This window comes from Arthrobacter sp. B2060 (assembly GCF_059090445.1).
Window position 1 is genome coordinate 62418 of the sequence record NZ_JBNHFR010000007.1, and the last position, 17623, is coordinate 80040.

Below are 17623 nucleotides of genomic sequence, written 5' to 3' on the forward strand. Positions count from 1 at the left end.
CCCGCTTGCAATGATGGAGGCATGAACAGGCTGGCACCAGGGGTGACCCGATGGGACGCGTGACGCAACGACGCAAGATTCACCGATACGTCTTGGACGGCTCACCCTCCGCCCTCGAATTTCCCGTCCGGCACCGTGAGGACGTGCTGGCCGTGGAGGAGCCGCTGGAGATCCGGCTCGGCAGTCTCTCCTTCTCGGTGACCATGCGCACGCCAGGGGACGACTTTGACCTGGTGGCGGGATTCCTGGTCTCCGAGGGTGTCATATGGGACCCCGACCAGCTCATCTCCCTGAGGTTCTGTGCCGGGGAAGATGAAAACGGCGTCCAGACCTTCAACGTGGTAGAAGCCCAGCTGCGGCCCGACGTCGTGCTCCCGGACACCGGACGCCACGTCTACACATCAAGTTCCTGCGGGATTTGCGGCACGGATTCGATTGACGCCGTCCGCAAGTCGTCGCACTTCAGTCCGGCTGACGACACGCTCACAGTCCCGGTAAGAACCCTCGCTGCCCTGCCGGACCTGCTCAGGGAAGCGCAGACGGTCTTCGAAGCCACCGGTGGCGTGCACGCCGCCGGTCTCTTCAGCATCGATGACGACGGCGCCGCCCGGCTATTGTGCCTCCGCGAGGACGTTGGCCGGCACAATGCCGTGGACAAGGTGGTTGGCTGGGCGTTGCGTGAGCGGCGCCTGCCGCTGTCCCGTACGGTGCTGCAGGTATCAGGCCGTGCATCCTTTGAACTTGTGCAGAAGGCTGCGCTGGCGGGGATCCCGGTGCTGGCTGCCGTCAGCGCTCCCTCCAGTCTCGCCGTCGAACTCGCGGAGTCCAGCGGGGTTACCGTGGCCGGCTTCAGCAGGGGAAGCAGCCTGAACGTCTATACTGGCGGACACCGCATTTCCCTGGCGGACCTGCCCCGCCAGGAGCCGCGAATGCTTGGCTAATCAGGCGCGACGCAGTAGATTTTATCCATCGAATGGACACGTTGATCCGCTCTTTCAGGGCAGCGAACCTGCCCCGGACACCAGCTGGATGACGCCCAGGCCGGCGAAACGGCCGGAACGGGCGGCGCCGGCCTCACGCATTAAAGAGGAACACATTGCACGACGACCGCCGGATCACGGAAGTCCGTCTCGACCGCTTCCTGCGGGAGCGGATCACCCCCGCGATCTACTCGCGAAGCGTACCCCTGACCCTGAGCAGCTGGGAGGTCCCGGACGAGCCTGTCCCGGTCATGGAGGCACTGCGCCAGGATTTCCGGCCGCAGGAACACGGCGCTGCGTGGGGCCGGCCGTGGGGAACCATGTGGCTTCGTCTCCAGGGCGAGGTACCCGACTCGTGGGGGACCGCGCCGGACACCGAAGTGGAGATGGTGGTGGACATCGGGTTCACCACCGAAATTCCCGGCTTCCAGTGTGAAGGCACCGCGTGGCGGCCCGACGGCAGCATTATCAAGGCGATTTCTCCGCGCAACCAGTACATCCCGCTCAAACTGCTGGGCAGCGGGATGGCTGTGGACTTCTATGTCGAAGCTGCGGCCAACCCCGATGTTGCGCAGGGCTGGACCTTTGCGGCCACGCCTTACGGTGATAAGGCCACCGCCGGTGACCAGCCGCAGTACCGGCTCGGCAGCATTGCCATTGCCGAACTGAACCGGCATGTGTGGGAGCTACAGCAGGACATCGCTGCGCTCCGGGGCCTGATGCACGAGCTGCCCATGGAACTGCCGCGCCGCCACGAGATCCTGCGTGCCCTGGAGCGCATGCTGGACGTCATGGATCCGGACGACGTCCCCGGCACTGCGGCCGCGGGCAGGGCAGCGCTCGCCGGCGTTTTGGCCAGCCCCGCCTACGCCTCGGCCCACGAACTGCTGGCCACCGGTCATGCTCACATTGATTCGGCCTGGCTGTGGCCGGTGCGGGAGACCATGAGGAAATGCGCGCGGACGTTTTCGAACGTGGTCGCCCTCATGGACGATGATCCCGATTTCGTGTTTTCCTGCTCGTCAGCGCAGCAGCTGGCCTGGATCAAGGAGTTCTATCCCGAACTGTTCGGGCGGATCCGGGAGAAGGTGAAGGCCGGACAGTTCGTTCCCGTGGGCGGCATGTGGGTGGAATCGGACACCAACATGCCCGGCGGGGAAGCCATGGCCCGGCAGTTCCTGGAAGGCAAGAGCTTCTTCCTTGACGAGTTCGGCATCGAGTGCCAGGAAGCGTGGCTTCCGGACTCGTTCGGATATTCCGCGGCGCTGCCGCAGATCGTCAAGTCAGCCGGCAGCAAGTGGTTCCTTACGCAGAAAATCTCCTGGAACCAGATCAACCGGATGCCGCACCACACCTTCAACTGGGAGGGGATCGACGGCACGCGGCTCTTTACCCACTTCCCGCCCGTGGACACCTACAACTCGGAACTCACCGCCCGTGATCTTGCCCATGCCGAACGCAATTACCGGGACCACGGGCACGGCACGATCTCGCTGGTCCCCTTTGGCTACGGCGACGGCGGAGGCGGCCCCACCCGGGAAATGCTGGCCGCCGCCCACCGCACAGCGAACCTTGAAGGCTCGCCCAAAGTCCGGATCGGGACGGCACACAGCTTCTTCGAGCAGGCCCAGGCCGAATACACCGCCCTGCCGGTCTGGGTGGGGGAGATGTACCTCGAACTCCACCGCGGCACCTACACCAGCCAGGCCCGCACAAAGCAGGGAAACAGGCGCAGCGAGCACCTCCTCCGTGAAGCCGAGCTGTGGTGCGCCACAGCAGCGGTGCGCACCGGAGGTTCCTACGCCTACCCGGCAGCCGAGTTGAAACGGCTGTGGCGGCTGGTGCTCCTGCAGCAGTTCCACGACATCCTGCCCGGCAGTTCCATTGCATGGGTACACCAGGACGCCGAACGGAACTACGCCGCCGTGGCCAAGGGACTCGAAGGGCTCATCAGCCAGGCCGCGGCCGCTGCGCTGGGCGAGGGCAGCGAGGAGTTCCTGCTCAACGCAGGTCCCCGCGAACGCGACGGCGTCCCGGCACTCGCTGCTGCCCGGCCCGTCCAGGCAGACGGGCCGGTGCAGGTCACCGCCCGGGACGGCGGCTTCGTGCTCGACAACGGCATCGTCCGTGCCGTGCTGGATGCCAACGGACTGCTGACCTCACTGCGCGACCACGCCAGCGGCAGGGAGGCCATAGCCCCGGGCAACTTCGGAAACCACCTGGAACTGCACCGCGACACCCCCAACGAATGGGACGCATGGGACATTGACCAGTTCTACCGGCGGAACGTCACGTCACTGACCGACGCAGCCTCCGTGACGCTGGAACGTCACGGTGGTGACGCCGTCGTCGTCGTTGAACGGCTTTTCGGGGCCTCGCGGATCGTCCAGCGCCTCACGCTGGCGCCCGGCGGCAGTTCGCTGGGCATCTCCACGGAGGTCGACTGGCAGGAGCGTGAGAAGCTCCTCAAGCTGGGGTTCCCGCTTGATCTCAGGGCCGACCGCTCGGCCGCCGAAACCCAGTTCGGCCATGTCTTCCGGCCCACCCACGTCAACACCTCCTGGGAGGCCGCGAAGTTCGAGATCTGCGCGCACCGCTGGATCCATGTGGCCGAACCCGGCTATGGGGTCGCCATCGCCAACGCCTCCACCTACGGGCACGATGTGGCCCGGAGCATCAGGGACGACGGCGGAACCACCACGACCGTCCGGCTCTCACTGCTGCGTGCAGCGAAGTTCCCCGACCCGCAGGCAGACCGCGGGCGCCACGTACTGGACATCTGGATCCGGCCCGGTGCCGGCATCGGGGACGCCGTCGAGGAGGGCTACCGCGCCAACCTCGCACCGCGGACCGTGCTGGGCGCGCATTCCGTGGAGCCGCTGGTCGCCGTGGATAACGGGGCGCTCGTGGTTGAAGCCGTGAAGCTGGCGGAGGACGGGTCGGGAGATGTCATCGTGCGGCTGTACGAGTCCCTGGGCGAACGGTCGGCAGGACGGGTCACGGCGAACTTCCCCGTCAGGAACATCCACACCGTGGATCTCCTGGAGCGGAAGGCCGAGGCGCCGGGCGTCGTGGCCGGAAAGAACGCGGCAGACCTCACCCTGCGTCCGTTCCAGCTGGTCACCCTGAGGTTCGTGCGCTAGAACTCGTGGAGCAGCCGCTTGACGAACTGCCGGGTACGTTCCTGGCGCGGCGCCCGGAGGACCTCTGCCGCCGGTCCGCGCTCAACCACCACGCCGCCGTCCATGAAGATGACCTCGTCGGCCACCTGCCGGGCGAAGGCGAGCTCGTGCGTGACGATCACCATGGTCCAGTTCTCTTCGGCCAGTTCCTGGATGACGGCCAAAACATCGCCAACCAGTTCGGGGTCCAGGGCTGACGTGGGTTCGTCGAACAGCAGAAGCTGGGGCTTCAGGGCGAGGGCCCGCACAATGCCCACGCGCTGCTGCTGCCCGCCGGAGAGCTCGAAGGGGTAGGCGTCGCGTTTGTCCGCCAGGCCAACCCGGGCCAGCAGCTTCTCCGCCTCGTCGACGGCTTCGGTGCGATTGCGCTTCTGCACCTGCACCGGGCCTTCGATGACGTTCTGCACCACCGTCATATGGGGAAACAGGTTGTAGTGCTGGAAGACCATGGCACTGCGGTCGCGCAGGTCCGAGATGTCCTTCTTGGCCACCTTGCCCGAAAAGTCGAGCGACAGGTCTTTGCCGGTGCCGGTGTCTGCAAAGGTGACGGTGCCGGCGTCGGGCGTTTCCAGCCCGTTCAGCGAACGGAGCACTGTGGTCTTTCCGGAGCCCGAAGGCCCGATGAGGGCAACCACGTTGCCGCGGCGCACGTCCAGGTCGATGTCCCGGAGCACCACGTTGCTGCCGAATGCCTTGGCCAGGCCGCGGACGGAAAGCACCGGCCTCGCCTGGGGCGCACCGGCGTGCTCAGGGTTGCCCGAGGGAGCGCCGGCGGGCGGGCTAGTGGGCGACATAGCGGTCCAATCTCTTTTCGAGGGCGGATTGTCCAGCGGACAGCGCGAGGCAGATGACCCAGTAGACCAGCGCGGCTTCAAGGTACAGCACCATGAACTCCTGGCTGAAGGCGGCGATCTGCTGGGCATTCCGGAAGAGCTCGGTGACCAGGATCAGGGAGGCCAGCGATGTGTCCTTGACCAGGGAGATGAACGTGTTGGACAGCGGCGGCACGGATACCCTGGCCGCCTGCGGAAGGATGATGCGGCGCAGTGACAGTCCCCGCGACATGCCGATCGTGTGTCCGGCCTCCCACTGCCCCTTGGGGACCGAGAGGATGGCTGCCCGGATCACCTCCGCCGCATAGCCGCCGACGTTCAGGGAAAAAGCGATGATGGCGCTGGGCCAGGGATCCAGCTTTACGCCCAGGCTGGGCAGCCCATAGAAGATCACGAAGAGCTGCACCAGCAGAGGCGTTCCGCGGATCACGGAGACGTAGAACCGTGCCGCCCCGGAGATCACAGCGTTCCGGCTGAGCCGCATGAGCGCCACCAGCAGCGCCAGAGCCAGGCCGAAGGCGAACGAGGCCAAGGTCAGCGGGATCGTTCCCGTGACGGCACCGGCGACGATCGGGCCGAAGGAGCTCCAGACGAGGTCCCAGTTGAACGGCATTTACTTCGTGACGTCCGCGCCGAAGTACGTCTCCGAGATTTTCGCGAGGGTGCCGTCCGCCCGAAGATCGGCCAGGGCCTTGTCCACGGCCGCGGTGAGTTCCGTGGAACCCTTGCGGAACACAAACGCGCTCTCCGACTTTTCCGTGGTTTCTGCGGCGATCTTCAGGCCGGAGTCCGGATTGGTCTTGGCGTAATCAAGATAGGTGAGCTTGTCGTTGACGATCGCGTCTACACGGCCCTGGCGGACCAGCGTGACGCCCTGTGCCCAGCCTTCAACGGACTGGACGTTTGCGCCGGCGTCCACGGCCATCTTGTAGAAGTTGCTCGTCAGCGACTGGGCGGTGGTCTTGCCCTTGAGGCTCTCGAAGCTCGTGATGCTGCTGTTGTCCTCTTTGGTCACGATCACACCCGTGGAGACGGTGTACGGGGTGGAGAGGTCGTACTTAGCCTTGCGTTCCGGGTTGATGGAGATCTGGTTCGCGATGGTGTCGAAGCGCTTGGCGTCGAGGCCTGCGAAGATGCCGTCGAACTGGGTTTCCTCGAACTTGGCCTTTACCCCCAGCTTGTCCGCTACCGCCTTGGCGATCTCGACGTCGAAGCCGGTGAGCTCACCGGCTCCTTCGGCGTGGAAGGAAAACGGCTTGTACGTACCCTCTGTCGCGATCACGATCTCGCCCTTGGACTTCACATCGCTGAGGGAAGTATCCGAGCCGGTGGTTGCCGACGGTGTCTGGGAGCCGCCGCAGCCAGACAGTGCCAGGGCCAGGCCGGCGAGAGTGGCGACGATTGCACTGCGGCGGGTATGGAGGCGGTTCATGGGGGTTCCTTCTTCTGCTGGCTGCTGAGGGCTTTGTACCGGCAACGCCCGGGTGACGTCCTTTTATTTCGCCATCATACGGGGGCCGGAACGAGGCCTTAAACAGGCTGAGTGGGGGCGGTCCCCAACGGCCGCCACCACTCATCCCCCCAATGCATGCTCCAGCAGGCGCCACAGTTCTCCGGATCAGCGGAGCACCAGGCAGCAGCTGCTTTCACACATTCATGATTCTCTCACGCTCTAATGATTTTGTGAATCCCTCGCGGCCACCTTTCGGTAAATGACGTTCCCGGTCCCGTTGCAGCTGGTTGGCTACTGGGTGCCTGCGGGCGTCGGGGCCTTCCGGTGCGCCCTCGCCTTGGCCAGCCAGATCAGCGCCAAGCCGGAGACGAAGCACAGGATGGCGGTGTAGTTGATGATGAAGGGCAGGTAGCCCCACGACGGCGGAATCAACGGAAAGAGGAGGCTGAGCGTGACGTTTATTCCTCCGATGGCCAGCAGGAGGGCACTGATCCGGATCATCGCCGGCAGCGTGCTGCCCACCGCGCGCACCATGGCAGGCAGGATGGCCAGGCACACAAAGGCAGGGTAGGCGCGGCCGGCCGCACCGTAGTATTCCACCAAGAGCCTGTTCCGTTCGTCCTTGGCATAGACGTCCATCATCCCCGCCGACGAGCCTTCGGTGTCAATGAGGGCGAAGAGAACCAGCACTGCGGCAGAGATCAGCCCCAACACTATGGTTCCGGCACGCCCCCTGATGAGCCGCACGCCGCGGGCGTCTCCGAACCCCTTCGCGATCCGGATGCCGAGGAAGTAGATGGCACCAAAGATGATGAAGCGCAGGAGGAGGTTAGCCACATTCGTGTTTCCGAGCAGGTCATCGATCGCCAGATAGGGGCCCTTGATGCTTAGGAGCGTGGCCACGGTCAAAAACGCAAAGATATAGAAGAGCGACCTGTTTTTCTTCCGGACCAGGTTCGGTATCCGGGACAGTGCGGCGGCAGCGCACGCCACCAGAGTGGTCCACTGCAGGATCTCGATCATCCCAGATTCTCCCAGATTTTTTCGGTTTGTTCTTGGTCTTGTTCTTGGCGGCGCAATGTCTTCCCGAGCGTCTGGAGGCGGTCTCCCGCCAGTGCGGCGAGTTCGCCGTCGGACAGCCGGTCCAGGGCGGCCTTGCGGGCGCCGGGCGCCCAGCCTGCTTCGGCTTCCGTGATCAGACCCGTGGCCACCAGGCCGCCGGTCAGCCCGACGCCGGCAGCCCGGGAAGTGGCTATCGCCACCTCGGGGGCAAGCCGGTTCGCGGTCAGCTGCGCGGAGTAGTTCTGCGGGGCGATTCCGGTGGCGGCGGAGACCCGGTGCCGGAGTTCCCCGTCGTCGATTGCGTCCACCCAGTTCTTCACGGAGGTCGGGTGCGGAGCCGGGCTGAGTTCCCAATCCCCGCCGGCTTCCTCTTCGGGTGCGGTGCGGGCGATGACAGCACGCAGCAGGTCCACGGTGGCGATTTGGCTGACGAGCTCCTGCCGGGTGGGCGGGACGAGGGGGCCGGCGAGGTCGCGGTAGACCTCAAAGTAGGCAAGGGACGTTACGGGATTAATATTGAAAGCCCGGCTGATGCTGACCACGGTTGCCTCGGCGACCTTGCCGCGGACGAGCTGCTGGGCCAGGGTGGTCCGCTTGACCTTCGACAGCCTGCAAACGTCGGCCATACTGGTGTCGGGTGCAATGCCGTGCAGCCAGCGCTGGAACGCTTTGGCGGGGAGTGGCATGGAACGCTCTCTGCTGAACGAATGATTGGCACTATGGCAGCTGCCGTCGCTGTAGATTTTACGGGGGCCGCCGCTTCCACTATGCTAGTTTCTCGAACCCGCTGGTCCGTACACCCCCCAAGTCCGGACCAGCGGGTTCTTTCATGCCCGCCGGAATTTTTCGGGCCGATCCGGGCAGCGGTGAGAGGATGGACAAATGACGGCAACCCTTGTTGCGAAGGACCTGGCGGGCGGTCATGATCACCGCACCCTCTTCTCAAAGCTTTCCCTTACCGTGGCGCCCGGGGAGGTCGTCGGCGTCGTCGGGGCGAACGGGGCCGGCAAGTCCACCCTGCTCCGGCTCCTTGCCGGCGTGGATGAACCGCAGGAGGGTACCGTAAGCCTGGCTCCCGCGGATGCCTTCGTAGGCTGGCTTCCGCAGGAACACGAGCGGGTCCCTGGCGAGACAGTGGGCGCCTACATTGCACGCCGCACGGGCTGCGCCAGTGCCACTGCCGACATGGAGGCAACCGCCGAAGCGCTCGGCGGAGGAGCCGCCGGCGCGGACGATGCGTACTCCCTGGCCTTCGACCGCTGGATGGCCTCGGGCGCCGCCGACCTGGACGAGCGGATTCCCCCTGTGCTCGCCGATCTGGGCCTGGACGTCGGGGCGGACGCTGACATGACCGGGCTGTCGGGCGGCCAGGCAGCACGCGTAGCGCTCGCCGCCCTGCTGCTGAGCCGCTTTGACATCGTGCTGTTGGATGAGCCGACAAATGACCTCGACCTGGACGGCCTTGCCCGGCTGGAGGCCTTCGTCCAGGGTCTCCGCGGAGGCGCCGTGCTGGTCTCGCATGACCGCGAGTTCCTGGCCCGCTGCGTGACCACGATCGTTGAGTTGGACCTCGCGCAGAATTCAGTGGCAGTCTACGACGGCGGCTACGAGGCCTTCCTCGAGGAGCGCGCCGTCGCCCGCCGGCATGCCCGCGAACGGTACGAGGAGTTCGCCGCCACGAAGGCGGATCTGGTGTCTCGTGCACGCACCCAGCGCGAGTGGAGCTCGCAGGGCGTCCGTAACGCCATGAAGAAAAACCCTGACAACGACAAGATCCGGCGCGCGGCCAGCACTGAATCGTCGGAAAAGCAGGCGCAAAAGGTCCGTCAAATGGAGTCGCGCATCGCCCGCCTTGACGTCGTGGAAGAGCCCCGGAAGGAATGGCAGCTGCAGTTCAGCATCGGTCAGGCACCGCGCTCGAGCTCCGTCGTAGCGACGCTCCGGGACGCTGTGGTCCATCAGGGGGACTTCACGCTGGGACCGGTCAACCTGCAGCTCAACGCCGGTGAACGGATCGGCATCACCGGCCCCAATGGTGCGGGCAAGTCCACACTGCTGCGCCTGCTTCTCGGCCTTCAGGAACCGGCTTCCGGGAATTCCACCAGAGGGGCGTCCGTGGCCGTGGGCGAAATCGACCAGGCACGCGGGCTGCTGGCCGGACACCTGAAGCTGGGCGACGCCGTCGGAGCGGTTCTGGCCGACCAGACGCCGGCGGAGGTCCGCACCCTGCTGGCCAAATTCGGACTCAAGGCGGACCACACCTCCCGCACCGTGGATTCCCTCTCGCCGGGCGAACGCACCCGCGCCGCCCTGGCCCTCTTACAGGCCCGCGGTGTCAACCTGCTGGTCCTGGACGAGCCAACCAACCACCTGGACCTGCCGGCGATCGAGCAGTTGGAGGAAGCCCTGGAGAGCTACGAGGGCGCACTGCTGCTGGTGACCCACGACCGGCGCCTTCTGGAGAATGTGCGGCTCGACGCTCGCTGGAACGTGGACAACGGCATCGTCACTGAGGCTATGACCGGAAAAATGGAGCAGAGACAATGAGCATGGACGGCGTCGCCTGGCGCTCGCTGCACAACATCACCCGGGCCAAGAGCGGCTCCAAACCGTTTTCCCGGGAGACGCTGAAACGCGTCCTGGGTTTTGCGCGCCCGCACCGGGGCAAGCTGATTGCCTTCGTGGTGGTGTCCATTGCCATGGCCTTCCTTGCCGTGGCAACGCCGGTGCTTGCCGGCCAGGTGGTGGACGCCATCGTGGCCGCTGCCGGAACCGGCGAGGTGATCCGCCTGGCCGCGCTGATCGCCGGGGTGGCCGTTGCCGAGGCCGCGCTGGGCTTGGTGAGCCGCTGGCTCTCCTCCACCATCGGCGAAGGGGTGATCGTTGATCTCCGCACCCGGGTGTTCGACCATGTGCAGAAAATGCCCATCGCCTTCTTCACAAGGACCCGCACCGGCGCCCTCGTCAGCAGGCTGAACAACGACGTCATCGGCGCCCAGTCGGCGTTCGCGGGAACACTGTCCGGCGTGGTGAGCAACGTGGTGGCGCTCATTCTGACCCTCGTGGTCATGCTCAACACCTCGTGGCTGGTCACCGTGCTGGCCATGGTCCTGCTGCCGATCTTCCTCATCCCCGCCCGGCGGATGGGCTCCAAGCTGGCAGACCTGCGCCGTGAAGCCGCCGAGCACAACGCGGCCATGGGCACGCAGATGACGGAGCGTTTCTCGGCCCCGGGTGCCACGCTGGTCAAGCTCTTCGGCCGCCCGGAGGACGAATCGCGAGAGTTTGCGCTGCGTGCGGGCCGCGTCCGCGACATCGGTGTGCGGACCGCGATGCTGCAGTTCACGTTCGTGACCGCGCTGACGCTGGTATCGGCGCTTGCCCTGGCCCTGGTGTACGGCCTGGGCGGCTGGCTAGCCATCGAAGGCCAGCTCGCACCGGGCGACGTCGTGGTGCTGGCACTGCTGCTCACCCGCCTTTACGCCCCGCTCACCGCCCTGTCCAACGCCCGCGTGGAGATCATGAGCGCCCTGGTCAGCTTTGAACGCGTCTTCGAGATCCTCGACCTCAAGCCGCTCATCCAGGAAAAGCCCGACGCCGTGGAGGTCCCGCCGGGGCCGGTCGCCGTAGAATTCGACGACGTACGGTTCGCCTACCCCTCGGCGGACAAGGTGTCCCTGGCGTCGCTGGAGGAGGTCGCCACGCTCGATACGCGCGGCGGCGAAGAGGTGCTGCACGGCATCAGCTTCCGGGTGGAACCCGGACAGACCGTGGCGCTCGTCGGCTCCTCGGGAGCGGGCAAGTCCACCATCGCCCAGCTGCTGTCACGGCTTTACGACGTCGACTCCGGCGCCGTGCGCCTCGGCGGTCGCGGTTCCGGCACAGGGCTGGACGTCCGCGACCTGACCTTCGGCTCCATGCGCGCCACCCTCGGCATGGTCACGCAGGACGGTCACCTGTTCCACGAATCCATCGCCTCCAACCTGCGGCTGGCCCGTCCGGACGCCACCGAGGAGGAGATGTGGGACGTGCTGCGCCAGGCGCGGCTCGAGTACATGATCCGGTCGCTTCCGGACGGCCTGGACACCGTGGTGGGGGAGCGCGGCTACCGGCTCTCCGGCGGGGAGCGCCAGCGCCTCACCATCGCCCGGCTGCTGATCGCCCAGCCCCGCGTCGTCATCCTGGACGAGGCCACAGCGGCACTGGACTCCACCAACGAAGCCGCCGTGCAGGCGGCTCTCGGTGCGGCACTTGAGGGGCGCACCGCCGTCGTGATTGCGCACAGGCTCTCCACGATCCGCGCCGCCGATGTCATCCTGGTGGTGGAGGACGGCTCAATAGTGGAGCGCGGAACCCATACAGAACTGCTCGCCGCCGAGGGCCGCTACGCCGAGCTGTACCGGACGCAGTTCGCCGAGGCCACCGCAGTAGCAGAGGAAGCCGTCCCGGAGCTCTAGGCATCGCCGGTTGCAGACAAATGGGCAGGGCCCCGGAGAAATGTCTCCAGGGCCCTGCCCGGTTGTTAGGCTGCGGCTGACGGCCGCCATCCGTTACCGGAAGATGTTGTAGGGACCCCAGCCCCCGCTGATGAAGGTTCGGGTACCCCAGGTCCCCTTGCTGTAGGGGTAGTGGGCTAGCCTGCCGTCGGTGAGCCGGGCGATGAGTCCGTTACTTCCGGGAGTGAATCCAGCCACGTTGGTGATGCTGTTGATGCTGTTCCACCCCGTGCCAACCACAGGCCTGGTTTGGTTGACGAAGCCACCGGTTCCGTTGGAGCGGTACAGCAGGAGGCTGCCGTCACTGCGTTTGGCGAGGAGGTCCTGTGTCCCGTTCTGGTCGAAGTCAGCCATGGTGAGGTAGAGGCCACGCCATCCGCCTCCGCGGTAGGTGCGCGGCGACAACGTTTTTCCTGCGCTGTTGCCGTAGTAATAGAGACTTCCGGCCGCGTCGTAGGCCAGGATGCCAGGGTATTTGTCGGCTGTGCGCCAGCGGCCGACCGTCACGTGGTAACTGCCCCATCCTCCGCCGAGGGACTGGGCCGGAGCGAATCCGCCACCGTGCTTTCCAAGGTAGTAATTCAGCCGCCCGTCCTTCCACTGGGCGACGATGTCGTAAACACCATCGCTGTTCCAGTCGATCACGTACCCCTTGGCCAGGCCGGCCCAGCCGCTGCCAATCATTTGCCGCGGCTGGATACCGCCAGCGCCGGTGGCCCGGTAGTTCCACAGCACGCCGTCCGCTCCGGCCGCCACGGTATCAGCGGCGGTGGCGATGCTCGGCCCGGAGGGGGCAGGTGGCGTGGTACCGATGTTGATGGTCGAGGCGACGCTGGGCACCCCGTTGGCGTCCAGTGCAAAGAGCATGTAGTTGCCCGGCACCAGCACGCCGCGATCCGACGGCAACCTCAGCGACGCGGTGTTACCCGAGACCGCAGTTGCGGTCAGCGGTATCCGCCGCTGGTCGGTGTTCACGGTGTGGGTCACCGTGCTCATCCGCATCAGGGAGAACTTGGTGGTCGGCGCCCCGGTGGTCACGGCAATCGTGCTGCCGGGTGCGGCGAACGTTGGTGCAGTCACAATCCTCGGCCGGACGCGGGCGCTGCCGTCGGCGTTCAGCAGGTAGGGCGGGGTGAAGATCTCTCCGTCCAGGTGGTTGGTGGTGCAGTCCCCCTCGCACAGCCCGCCGCCGCCGACGAACACCCGGGCATCCGGGAGCAGCAGGGCAACGCTGTGATACGTCCGGGGAATGGCCATCGGAGCCATCGTGGTCCACAGTCCGGTCGCCGGGTTCCAGATTTCCGGAGACATCCTGGCGTTGGTGTCGGTCCATGGAGCGGGAGTGGCCTGACCGCCGACCACAAGCACCTTGCCGTCAGGCAGCGCGACCCCGTTCGCGAAGGACCGGCTGACCGCCATGTCCGCGGTCCGGGCTACGGTGGCTCCGTTGTTGATGTCGATGGTGTAAGCCCGCGCGGTGGCAGGGGCGCCCGAGTACGCAGTCGCCCCGCCCACGGTGAGGATCTTGCCGATGTCGTACATCACGGCGTCGCCGTTCATCGCGTCCGGGCTGTCGGACCGGAGTCCGGCAGAGGTGATGCCGCCGGTGCCTGTGGTGGAGATCCAGTTCATCTGGCGGCTCGGCCCGGCGTGGAACACCCGGCCGCCAGGGGCGGCGAACAACCAGGCGTGATTGTCGGAACGGAATTCCCCATCGGGATCGTCGGTCAGGATGGGGTCTACCGGCACATTTGTCAGCGCGCGCCAGCCGCCGGCTTCGGACCATACCTCGCCGTGCCTGTTGCCCACAGCGCCGCCGGACCAAGACCCGCCGATGCTGAACACCTCACCGGTGGACGTGGTCACGTTGGACTGGTATCCGCGGCCGATCGTCATGGCCGGTCCTCTGGTCCAGGTGTTCGACACAGGGTTGTACAGGGTGGTCTTCGTGCTGTTGCTGCCGCCGCTGATCATGATCCGCCCGTCCGGCAGCATCGAGGTCCCGGGGCAGAACATGTCGTGGGCGGTGTTGGCCACGGCGGTCTGGGTCACCGCGCCGGTGGTGAGGTTCATGGTGGATGTCTGGGTGTAGCCGTTGGTGCCACCGAATGTCGTGGGGGAGTAGGCGGACCAGGTGAGCAGTTTGTTGCCAGGCAGCAGCGCTGCTGCGACCGGGACAATCGGGAAGTTGATGGTGGGACCCCAGGTTCCCTGCGCCCCGTTCACGGCCATGGTGGTCATCATGCCGCCGTCGCTTTGGCCAATCAGGTTGATCTCGGCGGCGCTGCTCCACGATCCGCGGTTGCCGGCCTCGCTGATGGCCCGTAGCTGGACATAACGTGCCGTCGCTGCCGCGAACGTCACGCTTTTTTCGGCACTGCTGTCCGCCCAGGTCCCGTGGGCCACGGGCGTACCCCATGTTGTGCCGTTGGTGCTCACCAGAATCTCAAAGCTGCCGATCCGCCCGTTCTCGACGTCAGGACGCGGCAGATAGCGCAACCCCGTGATGTTTTGGGTCACCTTGGTGTCGATTGTGATGGCGTGAGGCAACGGGACTGCAGGCGCGGCAGTTCCCTTGCTGTGCCAGAATGTGTCGGCGTTCCCGTCCAGAACGTTGGCGGCCACACCGTTCCCGCCGGAAGCCTCTTCGTCGCTGGCCGACACCGTCCACCCGGCCCGTTGCATTGAAGGCGGAGGTGGCTCCATCCCGTCGGCAGACAGCACGGGGATGTGCTCATGTGGCCCGGGCGGCGCGCTGGAGGCGTCGTCGTGCGGAACCACCGCTACGTAGCCCGTGATCAGCAGGAATGCGGCCGTAACTGCGGATACAACTCGAAACATGTGCGCCTCCGTCTGGCTTCAGCCCCCCACGACAACACGAAGGCTAGGCCGGGCAGGTTGGGAAAACCTTGGGCGGCAGGTACAGGCACTGAAAGGTTGACGGCACGCGTGATGGATGAGCCCGCGAAGCCAGGACCGGATATCAGGCGGAGGAGGTCAGGTGCGGGCGGTGCCCCGGGCGTCCGTTGCGGCCAGCGCCGGCAGGATGTGGTCCGTGAGGAGGGGCGCGAGGTCGGCGGGCAGCTCCGCGGCCGCCAGGTCCAGCCAGCGGATTTCTGCAATCTCGGCCGAGGGATGGGCAATCCAGGTGCCGGGCGCCCTGAACACCGTTGCCTCGATTTCCGTTGCTTCCTCATTGGCCGCGTCCGCGAGCCACACGCCCATCAGCTCCAGCTCCCGCGGGTCAACAACGATCCCCACTTCTTCCTCGAGCTCCCGGGCTGCGGCCTGCACGGCGGTTTCGCCGGGTTCGGGTTTCCCTCCGGGATGCATGAACTTGTCCGTGCCGCGCTTGCGGACGGTCAGGAGCCGTCCGGCGGCGTCATAGACGCAGACGGCGGAGACAATGATGCGGGGATTCACGCCTACGAGCCTAGCTGTTTAGCAGCATGCGACGCAGGCTCGCGGCGGAGCGCGGATTCCAGCAGCAGGTCCTTGTGGGGGCCCGTGACGTCCCAGACATAGCTGAATGCGTCCGGGTCGAGCAGGGAGTATCTGACGCGGTAGGTGTCGGGATCGCACCAGTGGTGGTCCTGGCTGGCGTCTGCGGCGAAGCTCATTCGGTGGAACGGGCGGCCGTCGGGAAAGGTCATATCCAGGGCATCGGCCGAGCCCGTGGGCCTAAGGAGGTATTCCCGCGTCGCCGGGCCGGTAAAGGTCCCGCCCCCCGAAGCAGGCCAGCATACGGTGCCTTCCTCCTGGAAGCGCAGCCCGCCGTCGTCGTCCGTTTCGGTAAAAATTACGACGCCGGCAAAGGTTCCGCGGGTGCCCGCCGTGCGATCAAAAAGGGTCCGTTCCACGGACCAGCGTCCACCGGACGCCCCTGCCTGGGAGATGCCCAGCAGGTAGGCGCGGAGCCCGGAATACGGCTGCAGATTCAAGTGCCCTCGATTGGAATCGAACCAACGACACCGGCTTTAGGAGAGCCGTGCTCTATCCACTGAGCTACGAGGGCGGGCGTCCGCCGCGGCCAGCCTGGGCCGGCCCGTTCGGACACGCTTACAAGCATACAAGGTGTCGGCGCGTACTACGCTCTTGGCATGGCCGCCGCAGCACAAGCACCTTCCGCCCGGGCAACATTCCTGCCCGATACCGCCTCCACGAGACAGTACATCGGGGCCTGGGCCATACTCAGCGTGGTGCAGTATTTCGTGGCGGAGGCGGCCGTGATCGGGGCCTGGGCCGGCCCCGAACCCTACGACCGCCGGACCGGGTTCATCAGCGACCTCGGCGCCGTTCACTGCGGCGTTTTTGACGGACGCAGCGTCTGCTCGCCGCTGCACCCGCTGATGAATGCCTCTTTTGTTGTCCAGGGCCTGGGAATGCTGCTCGGTGCCCTGCTGCTGAGCTCGGCGCTGCTGCGGATCGCCGCCCGGCCGGGCGCGCCGGTGGCGGCGAGCCACAGCGGCGAGGTGCCGTGGTTCGCGGCCGTTGGCACGCGCGTCTTCACCGGAACGGCGGGCGCCGGAACCACCATCGTGGGGCTGGTGCCCGAAGACGTGGGCTCGGGCTGGCACTTTGCGGGTGCCGTCATGTACTTCACCGCCGGGTCCTTCGCGTTGCTGCTGCTGGGCGGCCTGTGGCTGGGGCAGACACCGCTGGGCCGGTTCATCCTCGCGTGCGGCATCGTGTCCCTCAGCGCCCTGGTCACGGGCGGGGTGACGGGCATGAAGGTGCCGGAACCCGGGACATTGGAGCGGCTGATGGGCTATCCGATTACGGTCGGCCTGGCTGCAGCCGGCCTCGTCGTTGCCCAGCGCGTCCACCACGAACGCGCCGTCCGCAAGGCAACCAGGGCGCGCGCGGCCTAGTCCCCGGCCGCTTTGGGCTGCCTTTACGGGCTAGCCGGGGGACTGGCCTGCGGAGCCCGCTTCGACCGGCGGCGCCCCAAAAAGACTGCGGCCGCGCCGGCAAGCAGGCTCAGCACCAGCAACACCCAGCCCGCAACGGTGAGGAAGGACGCCAGGGCGACCTGTCCGGCGTCGAGCGTGGGAGCAGACACCATGGCGTCGATGGCCACGTTCCCCCACAGCCGCGTAACCACGAACAGCAGCGGCAGGGACCACAGCGCCCAGCGCAGCGGTTTCCTCGCCACGTTGGTGCCAATCAGGATGAGCCAGGTGAAGCCGAAGATCAGCGGGAAGAGCGTGCCTGCGGTCTTATGGAGGTAGTTGAGCTGGCCGATGGCGTCGCCGCTCAGAACGCGGCGCAGTTCCCCCACGAAGCCCGGATCAAAGCCGCCGATGAGGGAATCGGGCATCGGCAGGCCCCGGGAAAGCTGGGTGAGCTGGTTCAGCGTCAGCAAATGGAGGTACCAGAACAGGAAAAGGCTGGCCACGACACCCGCAATGATGATGAGGTTGCCGTTGCTCTGGGCCTTCTGCGGAGTGCGGTCTGTGGTGGGATTGATCACCGGCGGCAGGTCGTGCTGCGGGACCACCGCCTTCGCGCCGTGCTTCTTGATCCGCTGTGCAGGTGTCTTGGCCATGCGTCCATTATCGCCTGAGTCCGTTGTCGTACTGGGGCCGTTGTCGTCCTGGGGCCGCCCGCCGATAGG

14 protein-coding genes and 1 tRNA gene are annotated in these 17623 nt (G+C 66.2%); 5 read left to right on the forward strand and 10 right to left on the reverse strand.

The window, feature by feature from the left end; genetic code table 11:
• The first annotated feature begins 50 nt into the window (after window positions 1-50).
• Together fdhD and AC5RUM_RS13550 are read left to right on the forward strand one after the other, a co-directional pair.
• Window positions 51-941, forward strand: coding sequence for a formate dehydrogenase accessory sulfurtransferase FdhD (fdhD, locus tag AC5RUM_RS13545; RefSeq protein ID WP_494035402.1), 891 nt, complete (start codon window positions 51-53; stop codon window positions 939-941).
• A 155-nt stretch (window positions 942-1096) separates the two neighbouring features.
• Window positions 1097-4123, forward strand: a complete 3027-nt coding sequence (locus tag AC5RUM_RS13550; protein WP_494035403.1) for an alpha-mannosidase — start codon at window positions 1097-1099, stop codon at window positions 4121-4123.
• Here the strand turns inward: AC5RUM_RS13550 and AC5RUM_RS13555 are convergent.
• The 5 genes from AC5RUM_RS13555 to AC5RUM_RS13575 all read right to left on the reverse strand — a co-directional run bounded on the left by AC5RUM_RS13555 (window position 4120) and on the right by AC5RUM_RS13575 (window position 8196).
• A complete protein-coding gene (locus AC5RUM_RS13555; protein WP_494035404.1) occupies window positions 4120-4956 on the reverse strand; it encodes an amino acid ABC transporter ATP-binding protein in 837 nt (278 codons plus the stop codon). The genes AC5RUM_RS13550 and AC5RUM_RS13555 overlap by 4 nt on opposite strands.
• A complete protein-coding gene (locus AC5RUM_RS13560) occupies window positions 4943-5608 on the reverse strand; it encodes an amino acid ABC transporter permease (protein WP_494035405.1) in 666 nt (221 codons plus the stop codon). Before AC5RUM_RS13560 ends, AC5RUM_RS13555 begins: the two co-directional genes overlap by 14 nt.
• A complete protein-coding gene (locus AC5RUM_RS13565) occupies window positions 5609-6427 on the reverse strand; it encodes an amino acid ABC transporter substrate-binding protein (protein WP_494035406.1) in 819 nt (272 codons plus the stop codon).
• 312 nt (window positions 6428-6739) lie between these two features.
• Window positions 6740-7471, reverse strand: a complete 732-nt coding sequence (locus tag AC5RUM_RS13570; RefSeq protein WP_494035407.1) for a hypothetical protein — start codon at window positions 7469-7471, stop codon at window positions 6740-6742.
• Window positions 7468-8196, reverse strand: coding sequence for a hypothetical protein (locus AC5RUM_RS13575; protein ID WP_494035408.1), 729 nt, complete (start codon window positions 8194-8196; stop codon window positions 7468-7470). Before AC5RUM_RS13575 ends, AC5RUM_RS13570 begins: the two co-directional genes overlap by 4 nt.
• 196 nt (window positions 8197-8392) lie before the next feature.
• Between AC5RUM_RS13575 and AC5RUM_RS13580 the strand changes: the two genes are divergently transcribed.
• Entirely contained in the window at window positions 8393-10057 is a 1665-nt protein-coding gene (locus AC5RUM_RS13580) for an ABC-F family ATP-binding cassette domain-containing protein (protein ID WP_494035409.1), read from the forward strand.
• Window positions 10054-11967, forward strand: a complete 1914-nt coding sequence (locus AC5RUM_RS13585; RefSeq protein WP_494035410.1) for an ABC transporter ATP-binding protein — start codon at window positions 10054-10056, stop codon at window positions 11965-11967. Before AC5RUM_RS13580 ends, AC5RUM_RS13585 begins: the two co-directional genes overlap by 4 nt.
• 93 nt (window positions 11968-12060) lie before the next feature.
• On the opposite strand, the gene AC5RUM_RS13590 is transcribed toward AC5RUM_RS13585, so the two are convergent.
• From AC5RUM_RS13590 to AC5RUM_RS13605, 4 genes are all read right to left on the reverse strand, one after another.
• On the reverse strand, window positions 12061-14847 hold the full coding sequence (locus AC5RUM_RS13590) for a galactose oxidase family protein (protein ID WP_494035411.1): 2787 nt from the start codon (window positions 14845-14847) through the stop codon (window positions 12061-12063).
• 156 nt (window positions 14848-15003) lie between these two features.
• Window positions 15004-15429, reverse strand: a complete 426-nt coding sequence (locus AC5RUM_RS13595; protein WP_494035412.1) for an NUDIX hydrolase — start codon at window positions 15427-15429, stop codon at window positions 15004-15006.
• A gap of 2 nt (window positions 15430-15431) precedes the next feature.
• On the reverse strand, window positions 15432-15947 hold the full coding sequence (locus tag AC5RUM_RS13600) for a DUF6314 family protein (RefSeq protein ID WP_494035413.1): 516 nt from the start codon (window positions 15945-15947) through the stop codon (window positions 15432-15434).
• 1 nt (window position 15948) lies between these two features.
• Window positions 15949-16021: transfer RNA gene (locus AC5RUM_RS13605), tRNA-Arg, on the reverse strand.
• 85 nt (window positions 16022-16106) lie between these two features.
• Between AC5RUM_RS13605 and AC5RUM_RS13610 the strand changes: the two genes are divergently transcribed.
• Window positions 16107-16877, forward strand: a complete 771-nt coding sequence (locus AC5RUM_RS13610) for a DUF998 domain-containing protein (protein WP_494035414.1) — start codon at window positions 16107-16109, stop codon at window positions 16875-16877.
• 23 nt (window positions 16878-16900) lie between these two features.
• Here AC5RUM_RS13610 and AC5RUM_RS13615 read toward each other — a convergent pair whose 3' ends face one another.
• Window positions 16901-17554 (reverse strand): hypothetical protein, encoded by a 654-nt coding sequence (locus tag AC5RUM_RS13615; protein ID WP_494035415.1) that lies wholly within the window; start codon window positions 17552-17554, stop codon window positions 16901-16903.
• Between the last annotated feature and the right edge of the window lie 69 nt (window positions 17555-17623).

What these genes read in the sequence shown, in the direction of transcription:
- fdhD (WP_494035402.1), top strand. Translation starts at nt 51, where the DNA reads ATGGGACGCGTGACGCAACGACGCAAGATTCACCGATACGTCTTGGAC.
- AC5RUM_RS13555 (WP_494035404.1), bottom strand. Translation starts at nt 4,956, where the DNA reads ATGTCGCCCACTAGCCCGCCCGCCGGCGCTCCCTCGGGCAACCCTGAG.
- AC5RUM_RS13560 (WP_494035405.1), bottom strand. Translation starts at nt 5,608, where the DNA reads ATGCCGTTCAACTGGGACCTCGTCTGGAGCTCCTTCGGCCCGATCGTC.
- AC5RUM_RS13565 (WP_494035406.1), bottom strand. Translation starts at nt 6,427, where the DNA reads ATGAACCGCCTCCATACCCGCCGCAGTGCAATCGTCGCCACTCTCGCC.
- AC5RUM_RS13570 (WP_494035407.1), bottom strand. Translation starts at nt 7,471, where the DNA reads ATGATCGAGATCCTGCAGTGGACCACTCTGGTGGCGTGCGCTGCCGCC.
- AC5RUM_RS13575 (WP_494035408.1), bottom strand. Translation starts at nt 8,196, where the DNA reads ATGCCACTCCCCGCCAAAGCGTTCCAGCGCTGGCTGCACGGCATTGCA.
- AC5RUM_RS13580 (WP_494035409.1), top strand. Translation starts at nt 8,393, where the DNA reads ATGACGGCAACCCTTGTTGCGAAGGACCTGGCGGGCGGTCATGATCAC.
- AC5RUM_RS13585 (WP_494035410.1), top strand. Translation starts at nt 10,054, where the DNA reads ATGAGCATGGACGGCGTCGCCTGGCGCTCGCTGCACAACATCACCCGG.
- AC5RUM_RS13590 (WP_494035411.1), bottom strand. Translation starts at nt 14,847, where the DNA reads ATGTTTCGAGTTGTATCCGCAGTTACGGCCGCATTCCTGCTGATCACG.
- AC5RUM_RS13610 (WP_494035414.1), top strand. Translation starts at nt 16,107, where the DNA reads ATGGCCGCCGCAGCACAAGCACCTTCCGCCCGGGCAACATTCCTGCCC.
- AC5RUM_RS13615 (WP_494035415.1), bottom strand. Translation starts at nt 17,554, where the DNA reads ATGGCCAAGACACCTGCACAGCGGATCAAGAAGCACGGCGCGAAGGCG.